The 13986-nt window shown below is 54.8% G+C and carries 9 protein-coding genes; 2 read left to right on the forward strand and 7 right to left on the reverse strand.

Features of this window, described 5'->3' with window-relative positions; all coding sequences use genetic code 11:
- Positions 1-198 precede the first annotated feature (198 nt).
- Both yacL and acnB read right to left on the reverse strand, forming a co-directional pair.
- On the reverse strand, positions 199-561 hold the full coding sequence (gene yacL, locus NAZ64_RS17050; protein ID WP_000384308.1) for a protein YacL: 363 nt from the start codon (positions 559-561) through the stop codon (positions 199-201).
- Between the two features lie 187 nt (positions 562-748).
- On the reverse strand, positions 749-3346 hold the full coding sequence (acnB, locus tag NAZ64_RS17055) for a bifunctional aconitate hydratase 2/2-methylisocitrate dehydratase (protein WP_483640994.1): 2598 nt from the start codon (positions 3344-3346) through the stop codon (positions 749-751).
- 388 nt (positions 3347-3734) lie between these two features.
- Between acnB and NAZ64_RS17060 the strand changes: the two genes are divergently transcribed.
- Complete coding sequence (locus NAZ64_RS17060) at positions 3735-5336, forward strand: DUF3300 domain-containing protein (RefSeq protein WP_483640995.1); 1602 nt, start codon at positions 3735-3737, stop codon at positions 5334-5336.
- 12 nt (positions 5337-5348) lie between these two features.
- The gene (locus tag NAZ64_RS17065; RefSeq protein WP_000757452.1) at positions 5349-6140 is read left to right on the forward strand and encodes a DUF2950 family protein; all 792 of its coding nucleotides are present in this window, start codon (positions 5349-5351) and stop codon (positions 6138-6140) included.
- Between the two features lie 37 nt (positions 6141-6177).
- Here NAZ64_RS17065 and NAZ64_RS17070 read toward each other — a convergent pair whose 3' ends face one another.
- The 5 genes from NAZ64_RS17070 to pdhR all read right to left on the reverse strand — a co-directional run bounded on the left by NAZ64_RS17070 (position 6178) and on the right by pdhR (position 13867).
- Positions 6178-6462 (reverse strand): outer membrane protein, encoded by a 285-nt coding sequence (locus NAZ64_RS17070; protein ID WP_000765363.1) that lies wholly within the window; start codon positions 6460-6462, stop codon positions 6178-6180.
- Between the two features lie 288 nt (positions 6463-6750).
- Positions 6751-8175 carry a dihydrolipoyl dehydrogenase gene (gene lpdA, locus NAZ64_RS17075; RefSeq protein ID WP_001529952.1) on the reverse strand — a complete coding sequence of 475 codons (1425 nt, stop codon included), beginning with the start codon at positions 8173-8175 and terminating at the stop codon, positions 6751-6753.
- A 200-nt stretch (positions 8176-8375) separates the two neighbouring features.
- A complete protein-coding gene (aceF, locus tag NAZ64_RS17080) occupies positions 8376-10265 on the reverse strand; it encodes a pyruvate dehydrogenase complex dihydrolipoyllysine-residue acetyltransferase (protein WP_000963591.1) in 1890 nt (629 codons plus the stop codon).
- A 14-nt stretch (positions 10266-10279) separates the two neighbouring features.
- Positions 10280-12943: a pyruvate dehydrogenase (acetyl-transferring), homodimeric type gene (aceE, locus tag NAZ64_RS17085; protein WP_017441556.1), complete on the reverse strand. Its 2664-nt coding sequence runs from the start codon at positions 12941-12943 to the stop codon at positions 10280-10282.
- A 159-nt stretch (positions 12944-13102) separates the two neighbouring features.
- Positions 13103-13867: a pyruvate dehydrogenase complex transcriptional repressor PdhR gene (gene pdhR / locus NAZ64_RS17090; protein WP_000331771.1), complete on the reverse strand. Its 765-nt coding sequence runs from the start codon at positions 13865-13867 to the stop codon at positions 13103-13105.
- Between the last annotated feature and the right edge of the window lie 119 nt (positions 13868-13986).

A 13986-nucleotide genomic window follows, 5' to 3' on the forward strand; every position in this document is an offset into this window, starting at 1 on the left:
ATCATAACGATTATATTCAATCAAATTAAGATCACAAACGCGTCAGATCACAGTTTTAAAATGATTAATAAAAATCAAAAAATCATTCTGTAATAAAAAAGCCGGGATACTCCCGGCTGGAATGTGTGGTGATTTCGTTTCCACTACCGCCCCCAACTGTCCGTCGACTGGCGTTACGGGACAATAACGAAGAGAGGGTCAGGCTTTACTGACGAATTCCCGATACGCGGCGACGACCCGCAGAAAATCCTCCATGCCGCACAGGGATAAACTCTCTTCATCGTAATAACTCATCCCCTCTTCCATCTCATCGCCGGAAAAATCCAGCTGATTGGCGCGAATCATCACTTCTTCGCCGTCCATCCAGATCGTGTATTCATGCCCTGCTCGTTGCCAGGAGCGTTCGCTGCCTTTGACCGTACGCGCGGCTTGTTCTACTTCATCCAGTAGCGATAGGTTGTCTTTAACCTCTTCATTAAACCAGTGACCGACCACCTCGTGGCCCATCGACATTCGTACTTTTACCCCTCCGGTAACGTCGCGCAGAAATTCGTAATCCATAATGTGTTCCTCTGCAAAGCCCTTACAGTCATTATCGCAGCAGCGGAGAAGAAAAAAAGCGGGAACAGCAGGCGGAATGAAAATAAAAACCCACCGCAGTTGCGATGGGTTTTGTAGGCCCGGTAAGCGTAGCCGCCACCGGGCAATAAGAGGCGTAGGCATGGTAAGCCTGACGCCGTCAGGCAAATTACACCGCAGTCTGGAAAATCACGCCGTCCGCTTTCTCAGTGTACTGAGAGAGCTGGTCGAAGTTCAGGTAACGGTAGGTATCCACCGCCGTCTTATCTACCTGCGCCACAAAGGTCTGGTACTCTTCCGGCGTCGGCAGTTTGCCGATCAGCGCCGCCACCGCCGCCAGCTCCGCAGAAGCCAGGAAGACGTTCGCACCGGTACCTAAACGGTTCGGGAAGTTACGGGTAGAGGTAGAGACCACCGTCGCGCCGTCGGCCACACGCGCCTGGTTACCCATACACAGGGAACACCCCGGAATTTCGATACGCGCGCCGCTCTTACCGAACACGCTGTAGTAACCTTCTTCGGTCAGCTGCGCGGCGTCCATACGGGTTGGCGGCGCTACCCACAGGCGGGTTGGCAACTGGCCTTTGTGGTTATCCAGCAGCTTACCAGCCGCGCGGAAGTGGCCGATGTTGGTCATGCAGGAACCGATGAACACTTCGTCGATCTTCTCGCCCTGCACATCGGACAGCAGGCGCGCGTCGTCCGGATCGTTCGGCGCGCACAGGATTGGCTCTTTGATATCCGCCAGATCGATGTCGATCACCGCCGCGTATTCCGCGTCAGCATCGGCTTCCAGCAGTTGCGGGTCCGCCAGCCATTTTTCCATACCCTGGATACGACGTTCCAGCGTACGACGGTCGCCGTAGCCTTCGGCAATCATCCACTTCAGCAGGACGATGTTGGAGGTCAGGTATTCAATGATAGGCTCTTTGTTCAGCTTGATGGTACAGCCCGCCGCGGAACGCTCGGCGGACGCATCGGTCAGCTCAAACGCCTGCTCAACTTTCAGATCCGGCAGACCTTCGATTTCCAGGATGCGGCCAGAGAAGATGTTTTTCTTGCCTTTCTTCTCAACGGTCAGCAGGCCCTGTTTGATGGCGTACAGCGGAATGGCGTGGACCAGATCGCGCAGGGTGATGCCCGGCTGCATTTTGCCTTTAAAACGCACCAGCACGGATTCCGGCATATCCAGCGGCATCACGCCAGTCGCGGCGGCAAACGCCACCAGGCCTGAGCCCGCCGGGAAAGAGATACCAATCGGGAAACGGGTATGGGAGTCACCGCCGGTACCGACGGTGTCCGGCAGCAGCATACGGTTCAGCCAGGAGTGGATCACGCCGTCGCCCGGACGCAGGGAGACACCGCCGCGGTTCATAATGAAGTCTGGCAGCGTGTGGTGCGTGGTGACGTCAACCGGCTTCGGATAGGCTGCGGTGTGACAGAACGACTGCATGACCAGATCGGCGGAGAATCCCAGACAGGCCAGGTCTTTCAGCTCATCGCGGGTCATCGGGCCAGTAGTATCCTGAGAACCGACGGAGGTCATTTTCGGTTCGCAGTACGCGCCCGGACGAATGCCTTTCACGCCGCAGGCGCGACCGACCATTTTCTGCGCCAGAGAGAAGCCACGGCTGCTTTCCGCCACGTCTTTTGCCTGACGGAAAACGTCTGAGTGCGGCAGCCCCAGCGCTTCACGCGCTTTGGTGGTCAGGCCACGGCCGATAATCAGCGGAATACGACCACCGGCACGCACTTCGTCGATCAGCACGTCGGTTTTCAGTTCGAAGGTTGCCAGTAGCTCGCCGGTTTCGTGGTTACGCACTTCGCCTTTGTACGGGTAGACGTCAATCACGTCGCCCATATTCAGCCTGGATACATCCACTTCCACAGGCAGCGCACCCGCATCTTCCATGGTGTTGAAGAAGATAGGTGCAATTTTGCCGCCGAGGCACAGACCGCCGCCGCGCTTGTTCGGCACGTTCGGGATGTCATCGCCCATGAACCACAGCACGGAGTTGGTCGCGGATTTACGGGAAGAACCGGTGCCCACCACGTCGCCCACGTAAGCCAGCGGGTAGCCTTTTTTCTGCAATGCTTCGATTTGTTTGATCGGGCCGACAACGCCTGGCTGATCCGGCTCAATGCCTTCACGGGCGTTTTTAAGCATCGCCTGCGCATGTAACGGGATATCCGGTCTCGACCACGCATCCGGTGCCGGAGAGAGATCGTCGGTATTCGTTTCGCCGGTCACTTTGAAAACGGTGACGGTGATTTTTTCCGCCAGCGGCGGACGGCTCAGGAACCATTCGGCGTCGGCCCAGGATTGCATCACCTGTTTGGCATATTCATTGCCCGCTTTGGCTTTCTCTTCTACGTCGTAGAAGTTATCGAACATCAGCAGGGTGTGGGACAGCGCTTTGGCAGCAATCGGCGCCAGTTTCGCATCGTCCAGCGCATCAATCAGCGGATGAATGTTGTAACCACCCTGCATGGTGCCCAGCAGTTCAATGGCTTTTTCTGGGGAGACCAGCGGGGAGGTGGTGTCGCCTTTCGCGACAGCAGCGAGAAAACCGGCTTTAACATAAGCGGCTTCATCTACGCCAGGAGGAACGCGGTTGATCAACAGGTCTAACAGGAATTCTTCTTCGCCCACAGGCGGGGTCTTCAGCAGCTCGACAAGCGCAGCCATTTGGGTTGCGTCTAAAGGTTTTGGCACAATCCCCTGGGCAGCACGCTCAGCTACGTGCTTACGGTATTCTTCTAGCACGACGATATCTCCTCGCTCTCATTGTCATAATGCGGCGCTTTTGTTGATGGGCGATTCTCTTCACGCTCCTGTGAGACAGTAGTTAGTAGGGTAAATGCCCGGTACCGCATACGGCACAATAACAGGATTTTCTTTAAGTGTTAATCTGTTTACAAAAAAGCAACATAAAAAAGTGGCTGAATCGTTAAGGATGGTCTAATGCTCTACTGAAACGGGAGCTACAGCCATAAATGCTTACCTCATTTCGTGCTTTGATCGTCACGTAACGTTATCGATCCCAACATTAGCTAAAAATTAAACTATCGTCCCTTTATACTCACGCGAAACTGCACCCCGTCGGCGGCAGGCATAATGACCATAGCGATTCTCTGGAATCGGGAGAGATAAAATGACGTTGCCCTTTAAACCCCATCTCATTGCCCTTGTGTGCAGTGCCGGGTTATTTGCCGCTTCGGGCGTACTGTATGTTAAAAGCCGCGCTCCCGAAGCGCCCGCGCAGGCGGCAGCTCCCGCCCCTGAGCCAACGCAGACCGCTGTGCCCGCGCCTGTCGCGAAAACGACCTTTACCACTGCGCAAATCGATCAATGGGTCGCGCCTGTCGCGCTTTATCCCGATGCCCTGCTTTCGCAGGTGCTCATGGCCTCCACCTACCCGGCGAACGTGGTTCAGGCCGTCCAGTGGTCGCGAGATAACCCCACGCTGCAGGGCGATGCCGCTATTCAGGCGGTGGCCAGCCAACCGTGGGACCCCAGCGTCAAATCGCTGGTCGCCTTTCCCCAGTTGATGGCGCTTATGGGCGAGAATCCGCAATGGGTGCAAAACCTGGGCGATGCGTTCTTAGCCCAGCCACAGGATGTGATGGATGCGGTGCAAAGGTTGCGTCTGCTCGCTCAACAAACCGGTTCGCTAAAATCAACGCCGCAGCAAACCGTCACCAGCGTGCCGAAGTCCAGCGCTTCTACCGCCGTCACGACGACAACAACCACCACCACATCCGCCAGTACGCCAGCGACACCGTCGACCGTCATCAAAATTGAACCCGCGAATCCGCAGGTGGTGTACGTGCCGAACTATAACCCCGCGACGGTGTATGGCGCCTGGCCCAATACCGCTTATCCGCCGGTGTATTTACCGCCCCCTCCGGGGCAGCAGTTTGCCGATAGTTTTGTTAAAGGTTTTGGTTATAGTCTGGGCGTCGCCACCACCTATGCGTTGTTCAGCAGCATAGACTGGGATGACGACGATCATCACCACCATGACGACGACCATCATGATGATGATTACCATCATGGTGGTAACGGTTATCAACATAATGGCGATAATATCAACATCAATGTCAATAATTTCAACCGGATATCCGGGAAAAACCTGCCGGGCCAAACGATGGGCTGGCAGCATAATCCCGCCTGGCGCAATGGCGTCCCCTATCCGAATAATACCGTTGCGCAACGGTTCCATCCCACCAATGTTAGCGGCGGGTTAAGCGCAACGCAGCAAGCGCCAGTGTCTCGCGACAGTCAGCGCCAGGCGGCCATGGCGCAATTCCAACAGCGCAGCCATACGGCGAACGCTTCTTTGCCAGCGCCAGGCACCCGCGATGCCCAGCGTAAGGTGGCCTCACAACAATTAAATCAAATTGCCCGGCGTAATAATTATCGCGGTTATGACAATCAGTATGACAGCGCGCGTCGACAGACGGCGCAGCAGCATAGCGCGACGCTGAAATCCCAGACGCAGCAGCATCCCTTATCGCAGCAACAGCGTAACGCGGCGCATCAGCGGATCGCGTCCTCTACGCCACAGCAGCGTCAGGCATTTCGCCAGAATATGCACGCCAATGTGTTTAGCGGGAACGACAGTCGATCGCCGTCATGGCAATCGCAACAGCTACGCGGCCTGGAAAGCCGTCGCGGCAGTCACTTAAACACCGAGCAACGCGCCGCCGCGCGGGAACATTTTTCTGAACATCATGAATTTCATCGCCGTTAACCGGAGCAGATAATGAAAAAGGTTATGTTAAGCGCTCTGTTACTGTCGTTACCCTTGCTGGGCTACGCGCAGGAACGGTTCCCCTCCCCGGAAGCGGCCGCCAGCGCCTTCGCCGCGGCGGTAGCCGGAAAAAACGAAACGCAGCTTACCGCGCTACTGGGCGATGACTGGCGGCAATTTCTGCCGCCGGAAGGTGCCGATCCCGAGGCCGTGGCCCGCTTCAATCGTGACTGGCGCGAAGGCCATCGCATTGTACAAAAAGACAATACGGCGCACCTGAATGTCGGACGAGAAGACTGGCAGCTCCCGGTGCCCATGGTGAAAGAGACTGGCGGCTGGCGCTTTGATATGGCGGCAGCCGGGAATGAGATCCTCACCCGTACTATTGGGCGAAATGAACTTTCTACCTTACAGGCCATGCATGCTTACGTTGATGCGCAGCAGGACTATTACTTACAAAACCATCGCTGGGCACACAGGATAATCAGTAGCGAAGGCCAAAAAGATGGCCTGTACTGGCCAACCAAAGCAGGCGACGTCCCCAGTCCGTTAGGCCCAAACTTTAGCCCCGCAGCGCCAGACGAGGGTTACCACGGCTACCATTTCCGTATTATCAGCGATAACGACGGTCACGGCGCGGCGCTTCTGGCCTGGCCGATGCATTACGGCGAAACCGGGGTGATGAGTTTTATGGTCAACCAGGACGATCGTATTTATCAGGCGGATTTAGGCAAGGAGACGGAGAGTAAAGTTCAGGCTATCACGCGTTTTGCGCCAGACGCGCAGTGGCAGGTCGCCGAATAACCCGTAAGCGCCTGGCGTTATCGCCAGGCCATGATCATTAGCCCTGATGCGGCATTAATTCCGGGTGGCCTTGTACCGGCGGCTTGTTGCTGGTCAGCGCGGCTTCATCAGCCTGAATGCTGCCGGAATTGGCCGCCCATACGCCTTCATGCGTGTGGGTGATCTGCTGATGCTGCGCATTTAAATCCTCGCCCATTGCCGCAATATGCGTACTTTCCGTACCGCCGCTGTTAGTCGCCCAGGGGATGACGGGATCGCTGGCAAATGCCATGCCGGAAATCAACGTCGCAGTTAGCGCTGCTGTTGTCAGAAAAAGTTTCATATATCAAACCTCATAATTAGCTCGCTATTATTTTATAGCGTTACTAATTTCAGGGTAATGACAAAGTAAGGAGAGGTATTTCTTATGAAACAATTAGTTGGTCGAAAATGACAGACAAAGGCACTACCGACGGCATAAGCTTTGAAAAGCGTACTGCTGCGGAAAAGATAAATTTTGCGCTTTCGTTATCCTTCGCCATCATTTGACACATCTGATTTGCCATGCATAAAAAAAGCGGCTGTAAAGCCGCTTTTCTGTGTCGGATGGCGCATTGCCACCTACAGAAGATTATTTCTTCTTCGCTTTCGGGTTCGGCAGGTCAGTAATGCTACCTTCGAAGATTTCCGCCGCCAGGCCCACGGACTCATGCAGAGTCGGGTGCGCATGAATGGTCAGCGCGATGTCTTCCGCGTCACAGCCCATTTCGATCGCCAGACCGATTTCACCCAGCAGCTCGCCGCCGTTGGTGCCGACAATCGCCCCGCCGATCACGCGGTGAGATTCTTTGTCGAAAATCAGTTTGGTCATACCGTCTGCGCAGTCAGAAGCGATAGCACGGCCAGAAGCTGCCCACGGGAAGGTGGCGGTTTCATAGCTGATGCCTTTTTCTTTCGCTTCTTTCTCGGTCAGGCCAACCCATGCCACTTCTGGCTCGGTGTACGCGATAGACGGGATAACCTTCGGATCGAAGTAGTGTTTCTTCCCGGCGATAACTTCAGCGGCAACGTGGCCTTCGTGAACGCCTTTATGCGCCAGCATCGGCTGACCGACGATATCGCCGATAGCGAAGATGTGCGGCACGTTGGTGCGCAGCTGTTTGTCCACGCGGATAAAGCCACGGTCGTCAACTTCCACGCCAGCTTTGCCCGCGTCGAGGTTTTTACCGTTCGGCACACGACCAATCGCCACCAGAACCGCATCATAACGCTGCGCTTCAGCCGGGGCTTTTTTGCCTTCCATCGAAACGTAGATACCGTCTTCTTTCGCTTCAACGGCAGTCACTTTGGTTTCCAGCATCAGGTTGAATTTCTTGCTGATGCGCTTGGTGAAGACTTTAACGATGTCTTTATCGGCAGCCGGGATAACCTGATCGAACATTTCAACCACGTCAATCTCTGAACCCAGCGCGTGGTATACGGTACCCATTTCCAGACCGATGATACCGCCGCCCATGACCAGCATACGCTTCGGCACTTCTTTCAGTTCCAGAGCGTCGGTAGAATCCCATACGCGCGGGTCTTCATGCGGAATAAACGGTAATTGGATCGGACGAGAACCTGCCGCGATGATCGCGTTGTCGAAGTTGATCACGGTTTTGCCGTTTTCGCCTTCAACTTCCAGGGTGTTCGCCCCGGTGAATTTACCCAGACCGTTGACCACTTTCACTTTACGGCCTTTGGCCATACCCGCCAGACCGCCGGTCAGCTGCGTGATCACTTTTTCTTTCCAGGTACGAATCTTGTCGATATCGGTTTTCGGCTCACCGAAGACGATACCGTGTTCAGCCAGCGCTTTGGCTTCTTCGATAACTTTTGCTACGTGCAGCAGCGCTTTAGAAGGGATACAGCCGACGTTCAGACAAACACCACCGAGGGTGCTGTAGCGTTCTACAATTACGGTTTCCAGACCTAAATCAGCGCAACGGAAAGCGGCAGAATAGCCTGCCGGGCCCGCCCCAAGTACCACGACCTGAGTTTTGATTTCAGTACTCATCATGACCTCTTTATTTGTATCCGGCGGTCTGGGGTACTTGATCGCCCATCATCCACCGGGTCGTTCTATCCGCCCGTATCTTACAAAATTGTTAACAATTTTGAAACAACAAACGGATCACGAATTATCGCTTTCGCTAATAACCTCACAAACTCCATGAGATTATCAAAAAAAAGCCGGCCGTCGGGCCGGCTTTTTCATTACATCACCAGACGGCGAATGTCAGACAACATATTGTTGATAATGGTAATGAAACGCGCACCATCAGCACCATCGATCACACGGTGGTCGAAGGAAAGAGAGATAGGCATCATCAGACGCGGCACAAACTCTTTCCCATTCCACACCGGTTCCATCGCCGACTTAGAAACGCCGAGGATAGCCACTTCCGGCGCGTTGACAATCGGCGCGAAGTGGGTAGTTCCCAGGCCGCCGATGCTGGAGATAGTGAAGCACCCCCCCTGCATTTCGCCAGCGGTCAGCTTACCATCACGCGCTTTTTTGGAGATGGTGGTCAGTTCACGAGACAGCTCGGTCACGCTCTTCTTATTCACGTCTTTAAAGACCGGAACCACCAGGCCATTCGGGGTATCAACCGCCACGCCGATGTTGATGTATTTCTTCAGGGTCAGACGCTGACCGTCTTCGGACAGAGAGCTGTTGAAGCGCGGCATCTGTTCCAGAGCAGCGGCAACCGCTTTCATGATGAAGACCACTGGCGTGTATTTCACGTCCAGTTTGCGCTTCTCAGCTTCGGCGTTCTGCTGTTTACGGAACGCTTCCAGATCGGTGATATCGGTTTTGTCGAAGTGCGTAACGTGCGGGATCATCACCCAGTTACGGCTTAGATTCGCGCCAGAGATTTTCTGGATACGGCCCAGTTCCACTTCTTCAACTTCACCAAACTTGCTGAAGTCCACTTTCGGCCACGGCAGCATACCCGGGATACCACCGCCCGTAGCAGCCGGCGCAGCTTCCGCGCGTTTGATAGCGTCTTTCACGTAAGCCTGAACGTCTTCGCGCAGAATACGGCCTTTACGACCGGTGCCTTTCACTTTCGCCAGGTTGACGCCAAACTCGCGCGCCAGACGGCGAATCAGTGGGGTAGCGTGAACGTAAGCGTCGTTTTCAGCGAACTCAGACTTGCCTTCCGCTTTGGCAGCCGGGGCAGCAGGCTTCTCAGCTTTCGCCGCCGGAGCCGGTGCCGCCGCTTCCTGTTTAGCCGGAGCGGCCGCAGGCGCTGCGCCTTCTACTTCGAAGACCATAATCAGAGAACCGGTTTTCACTTTATCGCCGGTGCTGATTTTGATTTCTTTCACGGTACCCGCGAACGGCGCAGGCACTTCCATGGAGGCTTTGTCGCCTTCCACGGTGATCAGCGACTGTTCAGCGGCAACTTTATCGCCGACTTTGACCATCACTTCGGTGACTTCAACTTCGTCGCCGCCGATATCCGGTACGTTAACGTCTTTCACGCCCGTCGCTGCCGCTGGAGCAGCCGCAGCCGGAGCGGCTTCCGCTTTCGCTGGTGCTGCGGCAGGCGCTGCGCCCGCCACTTCGAAGACCATAATCAGAGAGCCGGTAGACACTTTATCACCGGTGTTCACTTTGATCTCTTTCACGGTGCCCGCGAACGGCGCCGGCACTTCCATAGAGGCCTTGTCGCCTTCGACGGTGATCAGCGACTGTTCAGCTTCGACGGTGTCGCCCACTTTCACCATCACTTCAGTCACTTCAACTTCGTCACTGCCGATATCCGGAACGTGAACGTCTTTCGCCGCTGCCGCAGCAGGTGCTGCTGCCGGCGCCGCTTCTTTCTTCTCTTCTGCCTTAGCAGGTGCAGCGTCAGCTGCACCGTCGGCGGAATCGAAAATCATGATAAGTGCACCGGTCTCGGTTTTGTCGCCGACAGAGACTTTAATCTCTTTCACGACGCCAGCCTGCGGAGACGGGACTTCCATAGAGGCTTTGTCGCCTTCTACGGTGATCAGCGACTGTTCAGCTTCAACTTTGTCGCCCACTTTGACCAGAATCTCGGTGATTTCAACTTCATCTGTCCCGATGTCCGGTACTTTGATTTCGATAGCCATTATTCTTTTACCTCTTACGCCAGACGCGGGTTAACTTTATCTGCATCGATGTTGAATTTGGTAATCGCATCCGCTACCACTTTCTTGTCGATTTCGCCACGTTTAGCCAGTTCGCCCAGCGCTGCGACAACCACATAAGAAGCATCAACTTCGAAGTGGTGACGCAGGTTCTCACGGCTGTCGGAACGACCGAAGCCATCCGTACCCAGTACGCGATAGTCGTCAGCCGGTACGTAAGTACGAACCTGCTCGGCGAACAGTTTCATATAGTCAGTAGATGCCACTGCCGGAGCGTCGTTCATCACCTGAGCGATGTACGGAACGCGCGGGGTTTCCAGCGGGTGCAGCATGTTCCAGCGTTCACAATCCTGGCCATCACGCGCCAGTTCGGTGAAGGAGGTCACGCTGTACACGTCAGAACCTACGCCGTAGTCGTTCGCCAGAATCTGTGCCGCTTCACGCACGTGACGCAGGATAGAACCGGAGCCCAGCAGCTGAACTTTACCTTTGCTACCTTCAAGGGTTTCGAGTTTGTAGATACCTTTACGGATACCTTCCTCGGCACCTGCTGGCATGGCCGGCATGTGGTAGTTTTCGTTCAGGGTGGTGATGTAGTAGTAAACGTTCTCTTGTTTCTCACCGTACATACGCTCCAGACCATCATGCATGATGACAGCCACTTCGTAAGCGTAAGCCGGGTCGTAAGAGATACAGTTCGGGATAGTCAGCGACTGAATATGGCTGTGACCATCTTCGTGCTGCAGACCTTCGCCGTTCAGCGTTGTACGACCGGAAGTCCCGCCGATCAGGAAGCCGCGAGCCTGCTGGTCGCCAGCCTGCCAGCAGAGGTCGCCGATACGCTGGAACCCGAACATGGAGTAGTAGATATAGAACGGGATCATCGGCAGATCGTTGGTGCTATAAGAGGTCGCCGCAGCCAGCCAGGATGCGCCTGCGCCCAGCTCGTTGATACCTTCCTGCAGAATCTGGCCTTTCTCGTCTTCTTTGTAGTAAGCAACCTGCTCACGGTCCTGCGGGGTGTACTGCTGGCCGTTCGGGCTGTAGATACCAATCTGACGGAACAGACCTTCCATACCGAAAGTACGCGCTTCGTCGGCGATGATCGGAACCAGACGATCTTTGATCGACTTGTTCTTCAGCATCACGTTCAGGGCACGCACGAAAGCGATCGTAGTGGAAATCTCTTTACTTTGCTCTTCCAGCAGCGCGCCGAAATCTTCCAGGGTCGGCAGCTCTAACTTCTCGGTGAAGTTCGGCTGACGGCTTGGCAGGTAGCCATGCAGCGCCTGACGGCGTTCATGCAGGTATTTGTGTTCTTCAGAACCTTCCGGGAAGGTAATGTACGGCAGTTTTTCGAGATCAGCATCGGCAACCGGCACGTTGAAACGATCGCGGACGTAACGCACGCCGTCCATGTTCATTTTCTTCACCTGGTGGGCGATGTTTTTACCTTCCGCGGTGTCACCCATGCCGTAACCTTTAATGGTATGGGCCAGGATTACGGTCGCTTTGCCTTTGGTTTCCTGCGCTTTTTTCAGTGCCGCGTAGACTTTCTTCGGATCGTGACCACCGCGGTTCAGCGCCCAAATCTGCTCATCGGTCCAGTCGGCCACCAGGGCTGCGGTTTCCGGATATTTACCGAAGAAGTGCTCACGTACGTAAGCGCCGTCTTTGGATTTGAAGGTCTGGTAGTCGCCGTCAACGGTTTCGTTCATCAGCTGGATCAGTTTACCGCTGGTGTCTTTACGCAGCAGTTCATCCCAACGACCGCCCCACATGACTTTAATAACGTTCCAGCCAGCACCTGCAAAGATGCCTTCCAGTTCGTTAACAATCTTGCCGTTACCGGTGACCGGGCCGTCAAGACGCTGCAGGTTACAGTTGATAACAAAGACCAGGTTGTCCAGTTTTTCACGGGTGGCGATGGTGATCGCGCCTTTGGATTCCGGCTCATCCATCTCGCCATCGCCGAGGAAGGCGTAAACGGTCTGTTTAGAGGTATCTTTCAGGCCGCGGTGTTCCAGATATTTCAGGAATTTCGCCTGGTAGATAGCACCGATTGGGCCCAGACCCATAGAGACGGTCGGGAACTGCCAGAATTCCGGCATCAGTTTCGGGTGCGGATAGGAAGAGAGGCCATTACCGTGAACTTCCTGACGGAAGTTATCCATCTGTTCCTGGGTCAGACGACCTTCCAGGAACGCGCGAGCGTAGATGCCCGGAGAGATGTGGCCCTGGAAGTACACCAGATCGCCGCCATCCTGTTCGTTGCGCGCACGGAAGAAATGGTTGAAACAGACATCATAGATCGTGGCGGAAGACTGGAAGGACGCCATGTGGCCGCCCAACTCAAGGTCTTTTTTAGACGCGCGCAGCACGGTCATGATGGCGTTCCAGCGGATAGCAGAACGAATGCGACGTTCCAGCTCCAGATTGCCCGGGTATTCCGGTTCGTCTTCAACGGCAATAGTGTTGATGTAATTACTGGCCCCTGCGCCTGCCGCGACTTTCACGCCGCCTTTACGAGCTTCAGAAAGCAGTTGGTCAATCAGATACTGAGCGCGCTCAACACCTTCTTCACGGATGACCGATTCGATCGCCTGTAGCCAGTCGCGAGTTTCGATCGGATCCACGTCATTTTGGAAACGTTCTGACATGGGGGTATTCCTTATCTATCTAATACGTTGAGTTATCTGGAACCTGTCCCATTAAACTTTCGTCAGAAAGCTTAATAAGACAGGTTCTGCGTTTAGTTGCCGCGCACATTTTTGCGCGTTATTCACAACATCTTCTGGTTAACGTTCTGCCAGAAAAAACTAATTCTTGCGCTGCTCCAGACGGCGTAAGGCGCGTTCACGACGGCTCTCCTCACGGCTTCTGTCCAGCATAATCTCTTCGATAAACGCCAGATGGCGGTGTGACGCTTCACGCGCTTCTTCTGGTTTTCCGGCCATAATGGCTTCAAATATACGGGTGCGATGCGTACTCACCAGCGGCAGCATCTCCCGACGCGCATACAGCAATTCGAAGTTCTGCCGCACGTTTTGCGCCAGCATCGGCTCCATACACCTTAGCAGATGAAGCAATACCACGTTGTGCGCCGCTTCGGTGACGGCGATTTGATACTGGAGCACGGCTTCGGACTCGGCATCCAGATCGCCGGACTCTTGCGCCAGCTCAATAGCGTGGTGCAGCTCGCGAATACGGTCTTTATCTTCGTCGGTGCTGCGCAGCGCCGCGTAATAAGCCGCAATGCCTTCCAGCGCATGGCGCGTTTCGAGCAGGTCAAACTGGGATTCAGGGTGATCGGAGAGCAGTTCCACCAGCGGGTCGCTAAAGCTCTGCCACAGGCTGCTCTGCACGAAGGTTCCGCCGCCCTGGCGACGAAGCAACAATCCCTTCGCTTCGAGACGTTGAATCGCCTCGCGCAAGGAGGGACGGGAGACGTCGAACTGTTTTGCCAGTTCACGTTCCGGTGGGAGTTTTTCTCCGGGACGCAATGTTCCCTCAAGGATTAAAAACTCCAGCTGCTGCTCGATCACATCGGAGAGTTTTGGTTGGCGGATTTTGCTGTAGGCCATGATTTCCTGTCTTAAGCCATTTGCCCGGAGTCAATTGGTCTTACCAATTTCATGTCTGTGACGCTAAAGTAACAAAGTATTCACCTTCTGTCCATACAGGTTTTGATTGAAATCAGTAA

The sequence above is a fragment of the Salmonella sp. A1325 genome, assembly GCF_056991255.1.